This window comes from Streptomyces sp. NPDC051576 (assembly GCF_040681835.1).
Classification (GTDB): domain Bacteria; phylum Actinomycetota; class Actinomycetes; order Streptomycetales; family Streptomycetaceae; genus Streptomyces.
The window spans coordinates 316,568-339,238 of the sequence record NZ_JBFAZO010000005.1; the positions used below are offsets into that span (position 1 = coordinate 316,568).

Sequence of the window (22,671 nt, forward strand, 5' to 3'; positions counted from 1 at the left end):
GCGCTGTCCCAGCCGTTGACGGCTCACGGGTGCGCGATCTCGCCGGTCCCGCGTGCGATCAGCTCGACCGGGAGGACGGTGCGGCCGGCGGGGGAATCGTCGCCGTCGATGCGGTCCAGCAGGATGTGGGCGGCCCGGCGGCCGAGTTCCTCGGTGTCGGAGGTGACCACCGTGACCGGCGTGGGGAGCATGTCGGCGAGCTTGAAGTCGTCGAACCCCACGACCGCGACGGCGACTTGGAGGTCGCGGCAGGCCCGCAGCACCCCCTCGGTGAGGAAGCCCGTGGTGGCGAAGACCGCGGTGGGCGGGTTCGCGGAGGTGAGCAGGGTGCGGGTGGCGGCAGTCGCCTCCTCGGTGGTGCCGCGGCGCAGGGTGACGACGAGGTCCTTGTCGGCCTCGATACCGCTGCGGCGCAGTGCCTTGCGGTAGCCGCGCAGGCGGCGGCCGGTGCTGTAGTACGAGGGGGCGACGAGGATCGCGATTCGGCGGTGGCCCTGGTCGATGAGGTGCCGGGTGGCCTTGTGTCCGCCGTCCTCGTTGTCGACGAGGACGACATCGGCCTCGGCGCCGGTGGCCGGCCGGTCCACGAAGACGATGGGCACGTGGTCGTGGCCGTTGATCTCGTCGAGGAAGGCGTGGTCGCCCTGGTCGGGGACGATGATGAGCCCGGCGACCCGGCGCCCGATGAGCTCGCCGACGGCCCGGCGTTCGACCTCCGGGTCCTCGTCGGCCGTGCTCAACAGCACTGCGTAGCCTGCCTGGTTGGCGACTTCGACGGCGGCTTTGGCCAGGGAGGCGTAGAACGGGTTGGTGAGGTCGCCGAGCAGCAGTCCGATGGTCATCGAGTTCTGTCCGGGACGCAGTGAGCGCGCGATCTCGTTGCGCTGGTAACCGATGGCGCTGATCGCCGCGTTGACCCGCTCGGCCGTCTCCTCGCGGACCGTTCCGCTGCCGTTGACGACACGGGAGACGGTGACGACGGCGACTCCCGCCCGCTCCGCGACATCGCGCATCGTGGGCCTGGTGCTCTGGCGGTGCGGGGAACGACTGCTCACGTGGGTCGTAGACCACCCTTCCGTCGCGTACCGGGGCCGGGACCGCCCCCAGGATACGGTTGCGGGTCCCGGCCGGTAGGCGGCGATCAGGGTGTGATCGTGAGGCTGCCGTAGTCCGAGAGGTTGGTGAGGCCGGCCTGGGTCAGGGTGGTCGCTCCGGTCGTGGTACCCGGCATCACGATATGGCTCAGGGCGACGCCCGAAATGGGCGCGCCGGGAAGGCCGTTGATCCGCGCGGCGGTCGTACCGGCGTCGCGGACCCGGACGTTGGAGATCGTGACGCCGGTGACCGGGCCGATGCCCGCCGTGTTGCCGGTCATCATGGCGAGCCAGGTCCGGTTGCCGTCGTTGCTGAAGCTGAGCCGTTCGATGTCGATGTCGTCGAACTTGAGGTTCGTCGCGCTCGCCGTGCCGTACTTGTGGTGGACGCCGATGCCGACCGCCGCGTCGTAGACGACGACATGCTGGAAGGTGACCTTGTTCTGCGACTCGTAGACGCCCTGGCCGACCTTGACGCCGTAGCAATAGGTCCAGGAGACAAGGTCGTTGAAGGTGACGTTGTCGAGCGGCCGGGGGGTGCCGGGGACGGTCTTGTAGATGTCGGCGCCGGCCGGCCAGGTCTTGGTGCTGAACGGGTCGTCGAGTCCGATGCCCATGGCGTGGTCGACGGTGACGTTCGTGGACTCCATGACGTCGATGCCGTCGTTCTCGCCCATGTCGAATCTGTTGAAGATCTTGATGTTCCGGAAGGCCAGGTCCGAGGAGCGCAGCGGGATGACCGCCCAGCTGCTGGACTCCCGGAAGGTGATGCCGTCGACCGTGAAGCCGCTCGTGTAGATCGGGGCGAGCAGGTTCACGCCGAGGTTGGAGGGCGCGAGCGCGGCCTTGCCGTTGCCGTCGATGATGCCGCGGCCGTAGATCTTGATGTTCGAGGACGAGTAGCGGGTGGAGATGAACCAGGTGAGGTCGCGGCCCTGCGAGGTCTTGTGGCCGTTCACCACATAGTGGGCGGCGTCCCCCGTGTAGCGGAGCACCGCGCCCGGTGCGAGATAGAGGGCGAGGTTGCTGCGGAGGTAGAGGTTGCCCAGGGTGTAGACGCCGGCCGGGACGTACACGATGCCCTGGGTGCCGTTCGCCGAGCCGTACGCGGCGGCGTCGTTGAGCGCGTTCTGGAAGGCCGTCGTGGTGTAGGCGCCGGTGTTCGGCTGGGCCGAGTAGGGCGCGCTCTGCACGTTGAAGATCCCGGTGCCGCCGGTCGCCGGGCGGTCGGTCTCGGCCGGGTCGGCGGCGATGACCAGGTTGGGGCGGCCGTCGAGCTTGACGATGAGGTACTCGTCGTTCTGGACGGTGAAGGTCAGGGTGGGACCGCTGACGGTCCCGGTGATGCCGAGCTTCTGCGGGCTGATGCTGTAGGCGCCGATGGCCGTGTTGTTGACCTTGGTGACGGAGATGGTCGCCGTGCCGGTGCCCAGGGCGAGTTGGGCGATGTCGTATCCGGTGTACTTGGTGACGGGTACGGCCGTTCCGTTGACGGTCAACCGGTAGTCGGTGGACGCCGGATAGATGGACGGGACCGGGTACGCCGTCACGGTCCCGGCCGCGGCCTGCGCGGAGTGCGGGACTCCCAGCAGTGCCGCGAGGCCGAGCAGGAGTGCGGTCAGCCCGAGGGCCAGGCCGCGCCTGAGGCGGCGGCCGCCTCTGTCGACAGCGTTCGTGCTCAATCGTGATCCCATCCGGTGCGTCCTCCCGTATGACAACGTTTCCACCGCACATGACGATGTCAGTGGTCTGGACCACCATAGCGCCCATCCCTTGCCCCTCCCTTGTCATCTCAGGACGAACCTCCGTCGCCCGGGACTCAACTCCCGCAAACAGAACGGCGATCCCCCGGTCCGCTCCCGAATCGCTGCCATATTCGAGAACCACTTCGGAGGTGGCTGTGACGCTAGAGGCGACGACATCCCTGACGGCAGTGACACCCGCGGCGGACCGCACCGCCGGACGTATCGCCGACCTGGAGCACCGTCGGGCACGGGCGGTGGTCACGGCCGCGCCCAGAAGACGCGGGGCGCTCGGCGCACGGGAGCGGATCGAACGGCTGCTGGACGCGGGCTCGTTCGCGGAGACGGGCGGGTTCGTACGGGCCAGAGCCGTCGGGGACGGGGCCCGACGCCCTTACGGCGACGGGGTCGTCACCGGATACGGCACGGTCGACGGACGCCCGGTCTGTGTGTTCGCGCAGGACTCCACGGTCTTCGGCGGCAGCATGGGCGAGGCGTTCGGCGAGAAGACCGTGGCCCTCATGGAACTCGCCCTGAAGACCGGGTGCCCGGTGGTCGGCCTCAACGACTCGGGCGGCGCCCGCATCCAGGAGGGCGTCAACTCGCTCGCTCTGTATGCCGAGTTGGTGCGCCGCAATGTGAAGGCGTCCGGGGTGATCCCGCAGATCTCCGTCGTGCTGGGTCCGTGTGCGGGCGGGGCCGCCTACTCCCCCGCGATCACCGACTTCACCGTGATGGTGGACGGCGCCTCGCACATGTTCGTCACCGGTCCCGACGTCATCGAGGCGGTCACCGGCGAGCGCACCACCGCCGAAGACCTGGGCGGCGCCCGCACCAGCAACTCCGTGAACGGGAACGCCCACTTCCTCGCCGCCGACGAGGAGGACGCGCTCGACACCGTACGCGACCTGCTGTCGTATCTTCCCGCCAACAACCTGGACCGGCCGCCCGAGTACGCGCCCGGTGCCGTCGCCGACGGCACCCCGCTGGACGAGATCGTGCCGGACCGGCTCGGCCAGGCCTACGACATGCGGGACATCCTGCGCGCCGTCGTCGACGACGGTGAACTCCTGCACGTCCAGGAGCTGTTCGCGCCGAACATCATCTGCGCGCTGGCCCGGGTCGAGGGCGCCAGCGTCGGGGTCGTCGCCAACCAGCCGCTGCACTCGGCCGGTGTCCTGGACATCGACGCCTCCGAGAAGGCCGCGCGGTTCGTACGGTTCTGCGACGCGTTCGGCATCCCGCTGCTGACCTTCGCCGACGTCCCCGGCTATCTCTCCGGCGTCCGCCAGGAGCGGGGCGGCATCATCCGGCGCGGCGCCAAACTCCTGTACGCGTACGCCGAGGCGACCGTCCCGAAGGTCACCGTCGTCGTGCGCAAGGCGTACGGCGGCGGGTACGCGGTGATGGGCTCCAAGCACCTCGGCGCCGACCTCAACCTCGCCTGGCCCACGGCCCGTATCGCCGTGATGGGAGCGGAGGGCGCCGTGGGTGTGCTGCACCGGCGCGAACTCGCCGCGGCGGACGACCCCGAGGCGTTGCGGGCCGACCTGGTCGCCACGTACGAGAGCACGCACGGGACGCCGTACCCGGCCGCCGAACGCGGGTACGTCGACGACGTGATCGCCCCGCGCGACACCCGCGTCCATGTCGCCCGTGCCCTGCGCGCGCTGCGCGGCAAGCGGGCCCCGATGCCGGAGCGACGGCACGGCAACATCCCGCTCTGACCGCCCTGTTGACTCTCTTCGCCCTGTTCGCCCTCGTCAGCCGACACCGCGATGTACCGCGATGTGAGGAGCCACGCCGATGGACAGCCGCCGCCCCCCGCTCGCGCCCGCGTACCGGACTCTGCCCGAGTACGTGCGGCACTGGGCCGAAACCGCCCCGGACCGCCGGGCGTTCACGTTCGTCGACCACCCCGCCCCCGACTCCCGCGGTGTGCACCGCACTCTGACCTGGCAGCGCCTGGACGTGCGCGTGCGAGCGCTGGCCGCCCGGCTCACGCAGCAGGCCGAACCCGGTGCACGAGTCGCCCTGTTGTGCCCGCAGGGGACGGACTACATCACCGGTTTCCTGGCCGCGCTGACCGCCGGCATGGTCGCCGTACCGCTGTATCCGCCCGGTCTGCCGGGGCACGGCGACCGGCTCGTCGGGGTGCTGGCCGATGCGCGCCCCTCGGTCGTGATGACCACCGGACGCGCCCTCGCGGAGGTGACCGACTTCTGCGAGCGGGCGCGGGTGCCGGTCCTCGCGGCGGACCGCGTTCCGGACTCGGCCGGCCTCAACTGGCAGGCGCCTGAGCCCGATTCGGCCGCGACGGCCTACCTCCAGTACACGTCCGGGTCCACCCGGGCTCCGGCGGGCGTGGAGATCACCCACGCCAATGTCGTCGCCAACGCCCGCCAGGCGCTCGCCGCCTACGGCGCCGACGCGCACCAGGTGACCTGTGTGGGCTGGTTGCCGCTGTACCACGACATGGGGTTGGTGCTGAGCGTCGCGGCCCCCGTCGTCCGGGGGCTGCTGTCGGTCCTCATGGACCCGACCGCGTTCCTGCACGAACCGGCGCGCTGGCTAAGGCTGTTGGCCGCGCATCCGCGCGCGCTGAGCGCCGCGCCCAACTTCGCCTACGACTACTGCGCCTCCGCCGTCACCGGGGCGCAGAAAGAGGGGCTGCGGCTGGACGGGATCGCGGCGCTGATCAACGGCAGCGAGCCCGTCCGGCCCGGCACCGTCGACCGGTTCCACGCCGCGTTCGCCGCGCAGGGCTTGGCGACGGAGGTCCACTGTCCGTCGTACGGGCTCGCCGAGGCGACCGTGTTCGTCAGTGCCGCCCGACCCGGCCGGCCGCTGGGCCGGTTCGCCCTCGACCGGGACGCGCTGGCCGCCGGGAAGGCGCTGCCCGCGCGGCCCGAGGACCCCCGGGCCGTGCTCCTTGCGGGGTGCGGGACACCGGTGGGGCAGCGGGTGCGGATCGTCGATCCGGTCGGCCGCGCCGTGCTGGCCGAGGGCGAGGTCGGGGAGATCTGGGTGCAGGGTCCGAACACGGGGCGCGGCTACTGGAACAACCTGGCGCAGACCCGGCGCGTGTTCCGTGCCTCGCTCGGCGAGGAGGCGCCGGGCGACTGGCTGCGCACCGGCGACCTCGGGACCGTCCTGGACGGGCAGTTGATCGTCACCGGGCGGCTCAAGGACCTCATCGTCGTCGACGGCCGCAACCACTACCCGCAGGACGTGGAGGCCACCGCGCAGGACGCGCACGAGGCCGTACGGCGGGACCGGCTCGCGGCGTTCGGGGTGCCGGGCGGCGCGGGTGAGCGGGTGGTGGTCGTGGCCGAGCACGCGCGGACCGTCCGCCTGCCCGACATCGACGTACCGGCCTTGACCCGGGCCGTGCGCGCGGCCGTCTCCGCCCGGCACGGACTGCGCCTGGCCGACGTCGTCCTGGTCGCGCCGGGCGCCGTGCCCCGCACCTCCAGCGGAAAGGTCTCGCGGGCGCTGACCCGCGCCCGCTATCTGGAGGGCGCCTACGCGGCGGAGAGCGCGGTATGACGGCCGCCGACGAGAGAGCGCTGCTGCGCCGCCGGATCGCGGAACGGGTCGCCGGGTGGCAGGGCACCCCGGTCGCCGACCTCCCCATGGACCGGCCGCTGGCCGACCTCGGCATGTCCTCGCGGGACGCGGTCGTGCTGGCGGGCGAGTTGTCGCTGCTGACCGGGCACGAGTGGCCGGCGACCCTGCTCTGGGAGGCGCCGACCGTGGACGCGCTGGTGGAGCACGTGTGCGGTACGACCACGCGTGCCGCTCGGCAGGACCCCACTCCGGTGGCTCCCGGCGAGCCCGTCGCGGTCATCGGGGTCGGCTGCCGGCTGCCGGGCGGGGTGCGCGGTCCGGCCGACTACTGGCGGCTGCTCATCGACGGCGTCGACGCGATCGGCCGCGTCCCCGAGAACAGATGGGGGGACTTCACGGCGTTCCCACCTCCTGAAACTCCTTTGTACGGCGGCTACTTGGACGACATCGCCGGGTTCGACGCCGACTTCTTCCGCATCACCCCGCGCGAGGCCGCGGTGATGGACCCCCAGCAACGCGTCCTCCTGGAGGTCGTCCGGGAGACCCTCGACCACGCGGCCGTTCCCGCCGCCGCCCTCGCGGGCACGGCCACCGGCATCTACGTCGGCGTCTCGGCCCCGGAGTACGGACAGCTCACCGGCGCCGACGCGCACGCCGTCGACCCCTGGGCCCCGGCCGGCGCTGCCCTCAGCGTGACGGCGGGCCGGCTGGCGTACGTCCTGGACACCCGCGGCCCCACCATGGCGGTGGACACGGCCTGTTCGTCCTCCCTGGTCGCCCTGCACCAGGCCTGCGTCAGTCTGCGCGACGGCGAGACCGACACCGCGATCGCCGCCGGGGTCAACATCCTGCTCTCGCCCGTCGTCGGCGTCGCCTTCGCACGCGCGGGGGCGCTCGCGCCGGACGGCCGCTGCAAACCCTTCGCCACGGCGGCCGACGGCATCGGCCGCGGCGAGGGCTGCGCGGCGGTGCTGCTGAAGCGGCTGTCCGACGCGGAGCGGGACGGCGACCGGGTCCTCGCGGTCGTCCGCGCGACCGCCGTCAACTCCGACGGCCGTTCCAACGGCCTGCTCGCCCCCAACCCGGTGGCGCAGCAAGCCCTGTTGACCACCGCGTACGCGCGGGCCGGGCTCTCCCCCGCGCACATCGACCACGTGGAGGCGCACGGCACCGGCACCCCGCTCGGTGACCCGATCGAGGCGGGCGCGCTCGGCGCGGTGCTGGGCGCGGGCCGTGACCCCGAACAGCCGTTGCTGCTCGGCTCGGTGAAGGGGAACCTCGGCCATCTGGAGTCCGCGGCCGGTCTCGCCGGCCTGGTGAAGACGGTCCTCGCCCTCCACCACGACCTCGTCCCGCCGTCGCTGCACGGCGGCACCCTCGCGGACCAACGGCTGCGCGTGGTCACCGAGCCCGAACCATGGCCCCGCTACGGCGGCACGGCCACCGCCGGTGTCTCGGGCTTCGGGTTCGGCGGCACCAACGCCCATGCCGTACTGGAGGAATGGCGCCCCGCCGTCGTCCCGGTCGACGAACCCGTCGCCCACCTCCATCTCCTCTCCGACGTCGACACCGAGCGCGTCCGCGACACGGCTTCCCGCCTCGCCGCATGGCTCCGCACCCCCGAAGGCAGCACCGCCCGCCCCGCCGATGTGGCCCGCACGCTCGCCGGACGGGCCGGACGCGGGCCCGTGCGCGCGGCCGTCGTCGCCCACGACGTCGGTGAACTGGCCGATGCGCTGGGCGTGTTGGGGCAGGGCGGGCCGGACACGCGCGTGCTGACCGGCGACCGCGATCTTGTGGGACGCGGCCCGGTCTGGGTGTTCTCCGGGTACGGCAGCCAGTGGGCCGGCATGGGGCGTCAACTCCTCCTGGAGGAACCGGCCTTCGCCGCCGCCGTGGAGAAGCTCGACGCACGGCTGGCCGACTCGTTCGGCTTCTCCCTGCACGAGCACCTGACCTCCGCCGGGGATCTCGACCGTCTCGACGTCTCGCAACCCGTCCTGTTCGGCGTCCAGTTGGCACTCGCCGAGCTCTGGCGGTCCTACGGCGTCGAGCCGGTCGCCGTGATCGGTCACTCCCTGGGTGAGGTGGCCGCCGCCGTCTGCGCGGGCGCGCTGGACGTGGCGGACGCGGCCCGGGTCGTCGCCGTACGGGCGCGGCTGCTCGGGCGGTTGCAGGGTGGCGCGATGGCTGTCGTCGACCTGGAGGACGGCGAACTGCCCACCCTGGAGCGGGACTTCCCGGGGGTTCAGGTCGCCGTCCACTCCTCGCCCCGGCAGAAGGTCGTCACCGGTGACGAGATGGCCGTGGCCCGGCTGGTGCGCCGCTTCGAGGAGCGGGGGCGGGCCGCCCGGGCCATGCGGGTCGTCGGCGCCGGGCACTCGGCGCAGGTGGACCCGCTGCTGCCGGAACTCACCGAGGCGCTCGCGGACGTGCGGGGCCGGGCTCCGCGCATCCCGGTCTACTCCACCGTCCTCGACGACCCGCGCGGAGTAGGCGAGTTCGACGCCGAGCACTGGGCCGCCAACCTGCGGCGGCCGGTGCGTCTGGACCGGGCCCTCGCCGCTGCGGCGGCCGACGGCCACACCGCCTTTGTGGAGATCTCGCCGCATCCGGTCCTGGCCCGGTCCGTCGCGGACACCGTGGCCGGCGCACTCACCGTCGGCACACTGCGCCGCGACGCCGCCGGATCGGCCGCGTTCCTAGGGGAGTTGGGGGCTCTGTACGCGGCGGGGCTGGACCTGCCGCTGCCGTCCGGCCGGGTCATCGATCTCCCGGTCCCGCGCTGGCGGCACGTCCGGCACTGGTGGACCGACGGGCGAACTCCGGCCGCGACGACGGCCGCACGCGAGTGGGCGGAGCCGGCGCCGGACGCGGGAGACGCGGTGACCGCCCGCCTCAGCCGGCACATCGCCACCGTGACCGGTCATCCCGCGGCCCGGATCACCCCCGCCACGGCACTGGCCGACCTCGGCCTGGACTCCCTCATGGCGGTCCGCATCCGTACTGCCCTGGAACGCGACTTCGGCGTCGAACTGCATCTGCGCGAGCTGTTCGACGCCACCACGGTCGCCGAACTGGCCGACCGCGTGAGCCGGTTGACCACCACGCCACGCCTCCTGCACGCGGGCGGCACACAGCCTCCGCTCTTCCTCTTCCACGCCGCCGGCGGATCCTCCGACGTCTACCGCGCACTCGCCGGGAACCTGGGTGAGGACAGGCCGGTGCACGGACTTGACCGGATCGAGGACGCCCGTACCGTGTCCGAGAAGGCCCGCCGTTACGCCGAGGCGATCACCGCCGCTCACCCCGACGGGCCGTATCTGCTGGGCGGTTGGTCCTTCGGCGGGTTCGTCGCCCAGGAGACGGCACGACAGCTCACCGCGTCCGGCCGGGATGTCGAACTCGTCGCGCTCATCGACTCCGTACGCCCCCTCCCCCACCCGGATCGCGTCCGCACCCACCTCATGGGCTTCGCCCGGCACATCGCCGACACCTACGGCGTCCAACTTCCCCTGCCCTACGACGATCTCGTGGCGCTGGACGACGACCACGAGCGCATCGACCTCGTGCTGGGCGCCTTGCGCGAGGCCGTGCGGGTGCCGCCCGCCGCGCTGGAGCACCAGCGTGCCTCCTATCTGGACCTGAGGATCGGCGAGGCACACCAGCCGGGCCGGTACGAGGGCCGGGTGGTCCTGTACCGGGCCACCGAACCGGCACCGCACACCGTGCGTGACCCGGCGTACGAACGCGACGACGACGCGCTCGGCTGGGACGAGGTGTGCCCCCGGCTGACGGTCGTACCGGTGGCGGGGCACCACCTCTCACTGCTCGACCCTCCGTACGTCGACGAGATCGCCGCCCATCTGCGGCGGGTGCTCGCCTCACCGGGCGGTCCCGCCGGACCGGACTGAGGAGCCGCCATGCCCTGCCACCACCCTGCCGGAACGTCCCCCAGCACCGCCGAGCCGCAGTACCCTCCCGCCGCCGTGTCCCGCCGTACCGTCGCCAGAGCGGCGGCGGCCACGGGGCTGGCCGTCCTGTTCGGTGCCACGGTCTCCACCGGCCACGCGCGGGCCGCGACCCAGATCTCGGCGCGCACCTTCGACGTGTCCGTGTCCTCCCCCGCTCTGGGCCGCAGCGCGCCGGTGCGGCTGATCCTGCCGTCGGACTTCGCCGCGCAGCCGAGCCGGACGTACCCCGTGCTGTATCTGCTGCACGGCGCGCACGACGACTACACGTCCTGGACCCGGGAGACGGACATCGAGGCCTTCACCGAGGGCCGCGACCTGATCGTGGCGATGCCGGACGCGGGACCCACCGGCATCCCCAGCGCCTGGCGCTCCGGCCCCGACTACGAGACCTTCCAGCTCCAGGAGGTCCCGGCGCTGCTCGCCCGCGACTACCGGGCGTCCGGTGTACGGGCCGTCGCCGGGGTGTCCACCGGGGGCTACGGCGCGATGGCGCACGCGGCCCGCCACCCGGGCGCGTTCACCGCCGCCGCGTCCTACAGCGGCATCCTCGACACCACGGCCCCCGGTGTGCCCTCGCTGGTGGACGCCATCGTGGCCCGGGAGAGCCTGGTGACGACGTCCCTCTGGGGCAACCCCCTGCTGGACGCGCTGACTTGGCGGGCGTTCAATCCGCGGGCCCAGGCCGGGGGGCTGCGCGGGACGCCGCTGTACGTGTCCAACGGCAGTGGGGTGGCAGGAGGTTCGGGCGACTGGCTGCCGGAGGCGCTGGAGAGTCTGCTGTGGCCCTCCGCGCACAGTTTCACGGGCGTTCTCGCGCTGCTCGGCATTCCGGTCACCACGCACTTCTACTCGGGCGGCGGACACAGTTGGGCCTACTGGAAAGGGGAGTTCACCGCCTCGTGGCCGATGCTCGCCGGTGCGCTGGGGCTACCGGAGTGATGTCGGTGCAGCCGGGGCACGGAACGGAGCGCAGGGGACGACCGTCCAACACAGGACGTCCCCCTCGTCCCACGGGCAACAGCCTGTGGGCGAGCCGCCTCCGGGGGAAAGGAGTGTCCGTCGTGGCTGTCCCCACCCCGCGCGGAGTACCCACCGAGCCCGGGACCGCTCTGGTTCCGCCCGAGCTCGCCGAGCTGCTGCGCGCCCAACTCGCCGCCGTCTCCGACGAGGTGGAGGAGGTGGTCCGCAGTGAGGTCCCCGAGTACGCGCGGCTGGCCGACGAGACCGAGCGCGACAATCTCAGGGCCGGGGTGGTGCAGGCGCTCACGCTGTTCGTCGACCACATCGCGGACCCGCACGGCCAGAGTGCCGCGATGGCGGCGACGTACTACCAGGAACTCGGGCGCGGCGAGGCGCTGAAAGGCCGCAGCCTGGACGCGCTGCAGTCCGCGTTACGGGTGGGCGGGTTGCACGCCTGGCGGCTGATGGGCCGGACGGCGGAGGAACTCGGCCTGGATTCGGCGGTCGTGGCCACGCTGGGAGAGCTGGCGTTCCGGACCGTGCACGAGGTCGCGGAGGCGGCGGCGGCAGGGTACGCGGAGGCGCAGTCCCGCAGCACGGACGAGGTGGAGCGGCGGCGCCGGCGGCTCCTCGATCTGCTGCTCGGCGAGGGACCGGTGTCCCTGGAGGCGGTACAGGACCTCGCGCACGGTGCCCGGTGGCGGGTGCCCTCGCGGGTCGCGGTCGTCGCGCTGGCGGGTCCCGCCGACCCTCGCACGGAGGACCGGGCGCCCGCCCTGCCGGGCGCGCTGGCCGACATGGCGTCGCGGCCGCCGCGCGTGCTGGTGCCGGATCCCGAGGGCTACGGCCGGTTCGGTGGCCGTTCCTTCGTCCTCGGCCTGGGCGGCCGTCCAGTGGCGATCGGTCCTACGGTCCCGGTCACCGAGGCCGCGCGGTCGTTGCGGTGGGCGACCCGGGCGCTGGGCCTGATGGGGCGCGGGGTGCTGCCCCGGCAGGGGGTGGTGCTGTGCGCCGACCATCTGTCGACGCTGCTGCTGTACGGCGACGAGCCGCTGCTCGCCCAGTTGGAGGCCCGGGTCCTCGCCCCGCTGGAGGCCGCATCGGAGGGCCAACGCCCGCGCCTGGCCGAGACGTTGCTCGCGTGGCTGCTCAGCGGCAGCAACGTGCCCGATGTCGCGGCCCTGCTCCACATCCACCCCCAGACGGTCCGCTATCGCCTGCGTCAGCTGGAGAAGCTCTTCGGGGACTCACTCCACGACCCCGGCACCCGTCTGGACCTGATTCTCGCCCTGCGCTCGGCGGCGTCGCGCGAGAGCGACCACGACTGACGACCACGACTCACGATCGCGACTGACGACCGCGACTCACGAGCCGACAAAAACAGGGACGGTTTCTGAATTCCCGTCCATAACACTCGGTAGAACAACGCGAATACCTTCGGGATGTCCTTTCCACAGGCGCTTCACATGCGCCCCACCCTCAAAGGATTCCCATGCGTATTCGCTTATGTCTCGCCGCGCTCTCCTTGGCGGGCGGGGCCGGGCTCGCCACCCTCTCCGCACCCGCCGCGTCGGCCGCCACCTGCTCGGATCTCGACGTCGTGGCGGCTCGCGGCACCTTCGAGCCTGGCACGCTCGGTCTGATCGTCGGCGACCCGGTGTTCTCCGCACTCCAGAAGAAAATCACCGGAAAGAGCCTCTCCAGCTACGCGGTGAACTATCCCGCCGACCTTTCCCTGACGTCCGCCGCGACAGGGAACGCCGACGTGGTGAACCACGTGAACGCGCAGGCGGCCGCCTGCCCGAATCAGCGTTTCATTCTCGTCGGCTATTCGCAGGGCGCGAACGTCGTCGACAACTCCATCGGGATCAGCAGCGACGGCGCGGTGGTCGGCAGCCCGATCGTGGCGACCATCCCCGACGCGCTCGCGCCCCGGGTCGCCGCGGTGCTGCTGTTCGGCAACCCGATCCGGGCCCTCGGCAAGAGCGTCACCGGCACCTACCAGAGCCGCACCATCGACTTCTGCGCCAACGGTGACCCCATCTGCCAGAACGGCGGGACCGACGTCCTGGCACACCTCGGCTACACCTCCGACGCCGACGCGGCGGCCACCTTCGCCGCGGGCAAGGTCTGAGCCATAGCAGCACCAGCGCGGTAGGGCCCGGGAGTTGATCCTCCCGGGCCCTACCGGCTTACGCAAAGGGTTACTTGGGTGCTGCGGCGAATCCCGCGAGGCTGGTGGAGACGGTCTCGGGCCGGCCGTCGTTCTGGACGGGGGCGGCGGTCAGGACGTCGAGGTGCTGGTAGCCGGGGGCGATCACGGGGTGCAGGTCGGCGGGGATGTGGCCGGCGAGCAGTCCGTCGCCCGCGAGCACGGTGAGCGTCGGGTTGGCCGTCAACCCCTCCGGGTGGACGACGAGTTGCTTCACCTGCGGGGAGGTGGCCAGCTCGATGTCGGTGACCAGCTTGGTCGGGAAGTACTGCTCGGTGAAGTCCAGCGGCTGTTCCCCCATGCTGCGGGCCAGCTCGTGGATGTCGGTGACCTCCTTGGAGGCGTTGGTGAACGGGGTGCCGTCGGCCGACCGGTACCCGGGGTCGTCGGCGTCGCCCACCCGGTCGTAGTTCCGCCAGGTGTAGAGCGGGCCGTGGGGCTGTGCGGGAATCGCTTTGTACTCGACACCGAAGAGCTGCGGCTGATCCGAACTCCCGTTGGCTGCCGGGAAGTTCTTGTCGGTGATCGGCCCGCCGTCGAAGAAGCCGACACTGCTCTGCAGGAAGGCCAGCGGCACGGAGTTGTCGTCCATCAGCGCGCCGAGCACCGCGTCGTTCGTGAGCCGGAAGTCCTTCACCGCGGGCGAGCCGGTGAGGAACGTGGCGGTGTCCTTGGAGAACAGGAAGCGGTTGGTGGCCTCGATGTTGACGTTGGAGGGGAGATAGGCGGGCAGGTCCGCCTCACCGTCCGGGTCCTTCACGGCCCCCAGGCCGGCGATGGCGAGCAGGGTCATGGTCTCGGGGTTGAGCAGCACCGGCGCGGACAGCGAGCGCGGCAGCACTCCACTGTCGAGGCCGGCCTGCACGACGCCGTAACCGAGCCCGATGTCGGGCAGGTTGGTGTCGTCCGGGATGCTGCCGCTGAGGTCCGCGAGCGAGGTGGAGATCGTCGTGTCGAGGGCGAAGTACCCGGCGCACTGGTTCTGCCCGGCATCCGCGGTGGTGGCCGGGTTGCCGTCGAAGTCGGCCGCCGCGAAGTACCCGGTGATGACGCCGCCGAGCGAGTGTCCGCCGCACAGCAGCTTGCGCTTGCGCAGCCCCTGGTCGGGCAACTCGGCGACGAGGAGGTCGTATTCGTCCCGTACGGTCTGCTCGATGCCGAGCTTCGCCATCCAGCCGAGCTGGTCGTTGCCGACGAACCCGGCGAAGGTCCGGCCGCCGACGGCCTTGCCCCGGTAGTAGTAGTCGACGGCCGTGTGCTGGTCGCCGGAGGCGATACCGGTCGGATCCTCAAGGCAGTTGGAGCGCCGGTCCAGGGCCCAGAACTCGATGTGCCGTCCCTGCGTGGCGGCCTGGGCGACCGTGTCGCGGGCGACGCTGTCGAACGCGCCGGCCCCCTCCAGGATGCCGGGCTGCGCCACCAGGATCCGGTCGGCGTCGGCCGAGGCGCCCGGCCCGTCGGCGGAGCGGTAGCGGAGGTACGACAGCCAGTCGCACGCCGCCGGGCGGGCGCCGAACGACTGCGGCAGCGGCACCTTCACCCGCACCAGCGACTCGACCACGCCGTCGGCGGGGTGCGTCGACGCCACCGGGGTCTCGCTGCGCGCGCTCTCGCCCTGTGCCTGTGGGGCGGCGGCGGTGAGCGCGCCCGCGGTCAGCAGCGCCGCGAGCGCGGCACCGCGCCATGTCCTTGTCCGTCCTGTGGTCCGTCCTGTGCTGCGACTCGTCTTCATGGCCGGACCGTAGGGCGGTCGGGGCCACCGGTTCAGGTGGTGCTCACAAGAACGCAGCGCCCGGTGAACGCCTTGTCATCGGCCCGCAGAGAACGGACCGGTGGGGTCAGGCGTCCTTGATCGTCGCGGTGACGGGTGTGCCGGTCTCGATCGTGCGGCTGACGGTGCACAGCCGGTCGTGGGAGACGGTGACCGCCCGGGGCAGGATGGCGCGGGCCCGGTCCCCGGCCTCGCCGTCCGGGAAGGTCACGGCGAAGGTGACCGCCAGGTCGGTCAGGCGGTTGCCGAGTTCGTCGGTGACCTTGTTGCCGGTCACGGTGACGGTGAACCCGTCCGGCTCCGTGTGCCGGGTGGTGGCGACGTCGACGTCGGCCGCGGTGCACCCCCCGATCGCGGCGAGCAGCAGCTCGACGGGGGTGAACTCGGTGGAGCCCTCGGACGCGGTGCCGAAGTCGACGGTGCCGCCGCGGGCGTTGGTCGCGGTGAACCGGCCGGGGCCGGTGCGGTCGACGGTGACGAGGCGCAGGGAGTTTTCGCTCATGGTGGCGATCTTCCCAGAGAGCCCCACCGGACGCCCGTCGTCGTCCGGTGCGGGCAGGACGTGACCGTGCTGCCCGCACCGGCCTGTTCAGGAGACCTGTGAGGCGTCGACCAGGACGACCCGGTGGTTGTACTGGATGGTGTAGTACTTGGCCGCGCCGGTGACATAGGTGTCGCCCGAGACGAAGAAGTCGTCGGCGCTGACCGGCGGTTGGGTGGCCACGTAGGCCTGGCCCGCCGGGAAGGTGTAGAGGGTCAGGGGCTTCTGCGTGGACGGGGACAGGCCGGACGGGTACTCCGACGCCTGCGGGTAGCCGGAGCCGTACAGGGTCGCGGCCTGGTCACCGGAGTGCACGACGGTGACACCGGGCGCGGCGCAGGTGTTGACGCCGCCGGGGTTGTAGAACCACACCTTCGCGCCGCTGAACCAGATGGCGGTCCAGTCGCCCTGGACGTCGGCGACCACGAACTGCTGGCCCGCCGCGACGGTGCTGCCCCAGTCGTGGATGGAGTCGGTGCCCGCGCTCGCGCCGGGGTGGATGGCGGGGTCGGCGAACAGGGGCGCGTCAGCGCTGGGGGCGGTGCGCACGGGCAGGAAGTTCGACGGCTCGGTCTGGTCGGTGCACGCGGTGGTGGCGCCCGTGGGGTCGTCGGCCGGACAGACCTGGACGGTCTGCTGGTTGGTGGAGAACCTGGGGCTGATGGTGACCGCCGAGCCCACCGTCGGGGTGTGCCGGGCGGCGCTCTGCGCACGGGCCGTCCGCGCCGGGGCGACCATGCTCATGAAGGCCGTCCAGTCCCAGTAGGGGCCGGGGTCCCAGTGCATGCCGGTGATGTAACTGTCCTGCGGGCCGGGCACGTTGTCGTGGCCGATGATGTGCTCGCGGTCGAGCGGGATGTCGAACCTCGCGGCGAGGTACTTCACCAGGTCGGCCGTCGCCTGGTACTGCGTCTGCGAGTACCAGGTGGCCCCGTGCGCGGCATAGCCCTCGTGCTCGATGCCGATCGAGTGCATGTTGAACCAGTAGTTGCCGGCGTGGAACGCGATGTCCTTGGTGGGCGTCATCTGGGTCACGGCCCCGTCCGAGGCCCGCATGACGTAGTGCGCCGAGTCGCCGGAACCGGCCGTCTGGAAGATCTTGATCGCTGAGTCGTACGACGACTCGGTGTCGTGCAGCACGATGTACTTGATCTGCACACCGTCGCCCGGCCGGCCCGCGACCTGCCCGTTGGAGGCGGCCGCGGCGAGGAACGTGCAGTCCACCGTGGGCGGGCACTCCGTGTCGGTGGCCGTCGCGGCGGTCTTCAGCTTCAGTTCGGACAACTGCTGCGTCTCGGGATGGACCGCCCGCTGCGCCGCGAGGCGGACGCGCTGTCCGTCGACGGTGGTGCGAGCGGCGCCCGAGGAAACGGTCTTGAAGACCCGGTCGGCGAAGAGCTGCGCGGCCTTCCGGTCCGAGGACTGGCTGTACTTGGCGACCGCCCCGTACCAGTCGGCAGGATCGCCGGACGTCGTGCCGGCAGTCTTCTCCTTCGTCAACTCCCGCTGGTACGAGGCGAGTAGCGCGGCACCGGCCCGGATGTTCGCGCGGTCGTCGGTGCGCAGCTTCGCCGCGGAGATGTGGGTGAGTTCGGCCGCCGCGTCAAGGGTGTGCAGGGCCGGGTCCGAGGTCAGCTCGGCGAGGTCACCACGGCCCGCGGCGCCCGCCGCACCACCCGACACCATCGTGGCGGTGACGTCCGTCAGGTTCATCGGGCCGTATCCGCCGGAGGTGTTGTACTGCCCGTCGTGGTCGTCCCACTGGGACTCCTGGTACGACACGGCCAGGAGTACGGGCAGCGGTACGCCGAACTCCTTCGCCGCGTCGGCGAAGGAGGACTGCCGGTCGGCGGCGGGGGTCTGGGCCGCCTGTGCCGTCGACGGCAGAACGGCGAAACATCCCGCGGCCACGGTGCCGCCGGCGAGGATTCCGGCCAACAGTCTCCGGGGGGATCTTCTGCTTGAGGATTGCTGCAAGGCATGTCCCTTGTACGTGTTGTCCCGATGGTTCACAACTCCCCCGACCGACACACGAGTCGAGATCTCCCCCAGGTTGCCACTCACCCCGGTCACGTCGACGTCCGGTCCGGGCGTGTCGCCCAAGGTCCGGTAAAACCCGTGCGGGGCAACGGAGTTGGGGCCCATCTGCGGATCTCCCAACGGGCCCTGGACGCAAGCTCACTGACGACACATCAGGAACGCACTCGCAGGGGCTGCACCTCCCACACGCGACGAAATCCGCAGTCAGATCGCGCAAGAATTTGCGCGACTTGCGCCCACTTGCGGTCGCGTCTCAACGGTTCAGAAGAAGCGCACACCCCGCCACTACCCGGTCATGGGCGCTTCTGGTGAAAATTGTGTCGCTCAAGCCGTAGACCATCCCATCCAGCTCTGCAATATTTCGATGAATCAACGCAAAATCCTGCCTCACCTTGATCGTCCTGCACCTTTCTGCACCACTCCGCCAGGAATGAGCCGCCCTCGCCGCCCCACCGGCGCGCGAGCCTCCGCAGGAAGCGACCTCGCATGACTCGTCACAAGCAGAGATCCCCCGGGCGGCGCGCAGCGACCGCCGCACTCGCCTCCGCCGTCATGGTGCTGGGCCTGCCCGCCGTCGCCGCGCACGCGGCCGGTGGCCCCAACGCCGCCGCCGACGCCAGGACTTCGGCCGGCAGCACCCGTGGCACGCATGCCGCCGCGAACATCACGGACGGCGACCTCGACACCTACTGGCAGGCCGGAAAGAAGTCCGCCCAGTGGGTCCAGACCGACCTCGGGCGGAGCAAGCGCGTCCGTCAGGTCGTGCTGCGGCTGCCCGAGGGCTGGCAGACCCGCAAGCAGACGCTGGCGCTGCAGGGCAGCGCCGACGGAAAGAGCTTCGCCACCCTCAAGTCGTCGACGCAGTACGTCTTCAGCCCCGGCGACGACAACACGGTGAAGATCTCGGTCCCCGCGACCCTCGCCCGGTACGTCCGGGCCGACTTCAGCGCCAACTCGGTCGCCGGCACCGCCCAGCTCGGCGAGATGCAGGTCCTCACGACCGCCGCCTCGACCCCCAACCTCGCCCAGGGCAAGCCTTTCAGCGAGAGCGGGCACGCCGATGTCTACGGCGCGGCCAACGCCGGTGACGGCAACCGCGACACCTACTGGGAGAGCACCAACAACGCCTTCCCGCAGTGGCTCCAGGTCGATCTCGGCTCGTCGGTGAAGGTCAACCAGGTGGCGCTGCGGCTCCCCAGTGGCTGGCCGAGCCGCAGTCAGACCTTCAAGGTCCAGGGCTCGACCGACAACCAGAACTTCACCGACCTGACGGCCTCGAAGGCGTACACCTTCGACAGTTCCACCGACCAGTCGGCGACCATCAGCTTCGACACGACCACCACGCGGTACGTGCGCGCGCTGTTCACCGCCAACACCGGCTGGCCCGCCGGGCAGGCGTCCGAGCTGGAGGTCTACGGCCCGGCGACCGGCGACGCCCAGGCACCCACCGCACCGGCCAATCTGGCCTACACCGAGCCGGCCACCGGTCAGATCAAGCTGACGTGGAGCGCGGCCACCGACGACACGGCCGTCACCGGCTACGACGTCTACGCCAACGGGCAGTTGAGGGCGAGCGTCGCCGGGAACGTCCTGACCTACACGGACACCCAGCCGGCCGGCAGCGACATCACCTACTTCGTGCGGGCCAAGGACGCGGCGGGCAATGTCTCCGCCAACAGCAACAGCGTCACCCGCAAGGGAGCGAGCGGCGACACCCAGGCCCCGACCGCGCCGGGCAACCTCGCCTACACGCAGTCGGGCAGCGACGTGAAGCTCACCTGGCAGGCGTCGAGCGACAACGTCCAGGTGACCGGCTACGACGTGTACGCCAACGACCAGCTCGTCAAGTCCGTTGCCGGTGACGTCACTTCGTACACCGACACCCCGTCGCCGACGGCCACGGTCACCTACTACGTGAAGGCCGAGGACGCCGCCGGGAACGTGTCGGTGGCGAGCAACAGCGTCACCCGGGCCGGCAACGGTTCCGGATCCGACCTCGCCCAGGGCAAGCCCATCGAGGCCTCCTCGTACACCTTCACCTATGTCGCCGCGAACGCCAACGACGGCCAGGTGAGCACCTATTGGGAGAGCGGGGGAGGCGCCTACCCGGCCACCCTCACCACCAAGCTGGGTGCCAACGCCGACCTGAGCCAGGTCGTCGTCAAGCTCAACCCTGACGCCGCCTGGTCCACGCGCACCCAGAACATCCAGGTGCTCGGCCGCGACCAGGACGCGACCGCGTTCACGAGTCTCGCCGCGGCGAAGGACTACACGTTCAACCCGTCGAGCGGCAACACGGTGACCATCCCGGTCTCCGGCGCGGCGGCCGACATCCAGCTCAAGTTCGCCTCCAACACCGGAGCCCCGGGCGCGCAAGTGGCCGAGCTCCAGGTGATCGGCACCCCGGCCGCCAACCCGGATCTCAAGGTCACCGGCATCACCAACTCCCCCGCCGCACCGGTCGAGTCGGACGCCATCAGCCTGACGGCGACCGTCACCAACAGCGGCAGCAAGGCGTCCAAGGCCACCGACCTGAACTTCACGCTCGGCGGCACCAAGGCCGCCACCGCCGACGTCCCGGTCCTCGCGGCCGGCGCCTCGACAACCGTCACCGCGAGCATCGGCGCCCGGGACGCGGGCAGTTACCCGGTCGGCGCCGAGGTGGACCCGTCGAACAAGGTCATCGAGCAGAACGAGGCGAACAACGTCTTCACCCGCTCCGACGCCCTCGTCGTCAAGCCGGTCTCCAGCTCCGACCTGGTCGCCGCACCGGTCGCCTGGACCCCGTCCAGTGCCTCGGCGGGCGACAACGTCACCTTCACCGTGGCCATCAAGAACCAGGGGACGACGGACTCGGCCTCCGGCACCCACGGCGTCACTCTCACGCTCCTGGACTCCAACGGCGCGACCGTCAAGACACTCACCGGTTCCTACAGCGGCACCATCGCCTCCGGCCAGACGACCGCTCCCGTCAGCCTCGGCTCATGGACGGCCGCCAACGGCAAGTACACCGTCAAGACGGTCATCGCGGACGACGCCAACGAACTGCCGGTCAAACGGACCAACAACACCACCGCGCAAGCCCTGTTCGTCGGCCGCGGCGCCGACATGCCCTACGACATGTACGAGGCAGAGGACGGCACGGTAGGCGGCGGCGCGAAGGTCGTCGGCCCCAACCGCACGATCGGCGACATCGCCGGCGAGGCCAGCGGCCGCAAGGCGGTGACCCTCAACTCGACGGGCCAGTACGTCGAATGGACCACCCGCGCGGCGACCGACACCCTGGTCACCCGCTTCGAGATCCCCGACGGCACCGACACCACACTCGACATCTACGTCGACGGCCAGTTCCTCAAGGCCATCGACCTCACCTCCAAGTACGCCTGGCTGTACGGCAACGAGACCGCGCCCGGCAACTCCCCGAGCGCCGGAGCCCCGCGTCACATCTACGACGAGGCGAACGTCCTTCTCGGCAGGACCGTCCCGGCCGGCTCCAAGATCCGCCTCCAGAAGGACGCGGCCAACACCTCCACCTACGCCGTCGACTTCATCAACCTCGAACAGGCGACGGCCGTCCCCAACCCGGACCCGGCCGCCTACACGGTCCCGGCCGGCTTCTCCCAGCAGGACGTGCAGAACGCGCTCGACAAGGTCCGCATGGACACCACGGGCAAGCTCGTCGGTGTCTACCTGCCCGCCGGTGACTACGAGACCTCAAGCAAGTTCCAGGTCTACGGCAAGGCGGTCAAGGTCCTGGGAGCCGGGTCGTGGTTCACCCGCTTCCACGCGCCAGCCTCGCAGGAGAACACCGACATCGGCTTCCGGGCCGAGGCGACCGCCAACGGCTCGTCGTTCACCGGGTTCGCCTACTTCGGCAACTACACGTCCCGGATCGACGGTCCGGGCAAGGTGTTCGACTTCTCCAACGTCTCGGGCATCACCATCGACGACATCTGGGTCGAGCACATGGTGTGCCTCTACTGGGGCGCCAACACCGACAGCATGACCATCAAGAACTCCCGCATCCGGGACACATTCGCCGACGGCATCAACATGACGAACGGCTCCACGGACAACCACGTGGTCAACAACGACGCCCGGGCCACGGGCGACGACAGCTTCGCGCTCTTCTCGGCGATCGACGCGGGCGGCGCCGACGAGAAGAACAACCTCTACGAGAACCTGACGTCGACCCTCACCTGGCGTGCGGCCGGTATCGCCGTCTACGGCGGCTTCGACAACACCTTCCGCAACATCCGCGTCGCCGACACCCTGGTCTACTCCGGCATCACCATCTCCTCGCTGGACTTCGGCTACCCGATGAACGGCTTCGGGACCGATCCGACGACGATCGAGAACGTCTCCCTGGACAGAACCGGCGGCCACTTCTGGGGCTCGCAGGTCTTCCCCGCCATCTGGGCGTTCTCGGCCTCGAAGGTCTTCCAGGGCATCCGGGTCAACGACGTGGACATCGACGACTCCACCTACGGAGGAGTGATGTTCCAGACCAACTACGTAGGCGGACAACCGCAGTTCCCGGTGAAGGACACGATCTTCACCGACATCTCCATCACCAACTCCAAGAAGAGCGGGGACGCGTTCGACGCCAAGTCCGGATTCGGCATCTGGGCCAACGAGTTGCCCGAACCCGGTCAGGGACCGGCCGTCGGCTCGGCCACCTTCGTCAACCTGCGGATGAGCGGCAACGCCCAGGACATCCGCAACACCACGTCCACCTTCACGATCAACGTCCAGTAACTCCCGGGA

At 70.9% G+C, this 22,671-nt stretch carries 12 protein-coding genes; 7 read left to right on the plus strand and 5 right to left on the minus strand.

Features of this window, described 5'->3' with window-relative positions:
• Positions 1-23: 23 nt before the first annotated feature.
• Together AB0M63_RS18785 and AB0M63_RS18790 are read right to left on the minus strand one after the other, a co-directional pair.
• Complete coding sequence (locus AB0M63_RS18785) at positions 24-1,055, minus strand: LacI family DNA-binding transcriptional regulator (protein ID WP_355901796.1); 1,032 nt, start codon at positions 1,053-1,055, stop codon at positions 24-26.
• Positions 1,056-1,141: 86 nt separating this feature from the next.
• Positions 1,142-2,776, minus strand: a complete 1,635-nt coding sequence (locus tag AB0M63_RS18790) for a glycosyl hydrolase family 28 protein (protein ID WP_355901798.1) — start codon at positions 2,774-2,776, stop codon at positions 1,142-1,144.
• Between the two features lie 251 nt (positions 2,777-3,027).
• On the opposite strand from AB0M63_RS18790, the gene AB0M63_RS18795 reads away from it, so the two are divergent.
• The 6 genes from AB0M63_RS18795 to AB0M63_RS18820 all read left to right on the plus strand — a co-directional run bounded on the left by AB0M63_RS18795 (position 3,028) and on the right by AB0M63_RS18820 (position 13,474).
• A complete protein-coding gene (locus AB0M63_RS18795) occupies positions 3,028-4,563 on the plus strand; it encodes an acyl-CoA carboxylase subunit beta (RefSeq protein WP_355901862.1) in 1,536 nt (511 codons plus the stop codon).
• A gap of 79 nt (positions 4,564-4,642) precedes the next feature.
• Positions 4,643-6,385: a fatty acyl-AMP ligase gene (locus AB0M63_RS18800; RefSeq protein ID WP_355901800.1), complete on the plus strand. Its 1,743-nt coding sequence runs from the start codon at positions 4,643-4,645 to the stop codon at positions 6,383-6,385.
• Positions 6,382-10,320 (plus strand): acyltransferase domain-containing protein, encoded by a 3,939-nt coding sequence (locus AB0M63_RS18805; RefSeq protein WP_355901802.1) that lies wholly within the window; start codon positions 6,382-6,384, stop codon positions 10,318-10,320. Before AB0M63_RS18800 ends, AB0M63_RS18805 begins: the two co-directional genes overlap by 4 nt.
• A gap of 9 nt (positions 10,321-10,329) precedes the next feature.
• Positions 10,330-11,319: an alpha/beta hydrolase family protein gene (locus AB0M63_RS18810; protein WP_355901804.1), complete on the plus strand. Its 990-nt coding sequence runs from the start codon at positions 10,330-10,332 to the stop codon at positions 11,317-11,319.
• 122 nt (positions 11,320-11,441) lie between these two features.
• Complete coding sequence (locus tag AB0M63_RS18815; RefSeq protein WP_355901806.1) at positions 11,442-12,668, plus strand: helix-turn-helix domain-containing protein; 1,227 nt, start codon at positions 11,442-11,444, stop codon at positions 12,666-12,668.
• A 164-nt stretch (positions 12,669-12,832) separates the two neighbouring features.
• Positions 12,833-13,474: a cutinase family protein gene (locus AB0M63_RS18820; RefSeq protein ID WP_355901808.1), complete on the plus strand. Its 642-nt coding sequence runs from the start codon at positions 12,833-12,835 to the stop codon at positions 13,472-13,474.
• A 70-nt stretch (positions 13,475-13,544) separates the two neighbouring features.
• Here the strand turns inward: AB0M63_RS18820 and AB0M63_RS18825 are convergent, their stop codons facing one another.
• From AB0M63_RS18825 to AB0M63_RS18835, 3 genes are all read right to left on the minus strand, one after another.
• Positions 13,545-15,284, minus strand: a complete 1,740-nt coding sequence (locus tag AB0M63_RS18825) for a hypothetical protein (protein WP_366020141.1) — start codon at positions 15,282-15,284, stop codon at positions 13,545-13,547.
• Between the two features lie 106 nt (positions 15,285-15,390).
• Positions 15,391-15,825 carry an OsmC family protein gene (locus AB0M63_RS18830; protein ID WP_355901812.1) on the minus strand — a complete coding sequence of 145 codons (435 nt, stop codon included), beginning with the start codon at positions 15,823-15,825 and terminating at the stop codon, positions 15,391-15,393.
• Positions 15,826-15,912: 87 nt separating this feature from the next.
• Complete coding sequence (locus AB0M63_RS18835; RefSeq protein ID WP_366020384.1) at positions 15,913-17,805, minus strand: peptidoglycan recognition family protein; 1,893 nt, start codon at positions 17,803-17,805, stop codon at positions 15,913-15,915.
• A gap of 585 nt (positions 17,806-18,390) precedes the next feature.
• Here AB0M63_RS18835 and AB0M63_RS18840 point away from each other — a divergent pair.
• Positions 18,391-22,662 carry a discoidin domain-containing protein gene (locus AB0M63_RS18840; protein WP_366020142.1) on the plus strand — a complete coding sequence of 1,424 codons (4,272 nt, stop codon included), beginning with the start codon at positions 18,391-18,393 and terminating at the stop codon, positions 22,660-22,662.
• Positions 22,663-22,671: the final 9 nt, after the last annotated feature.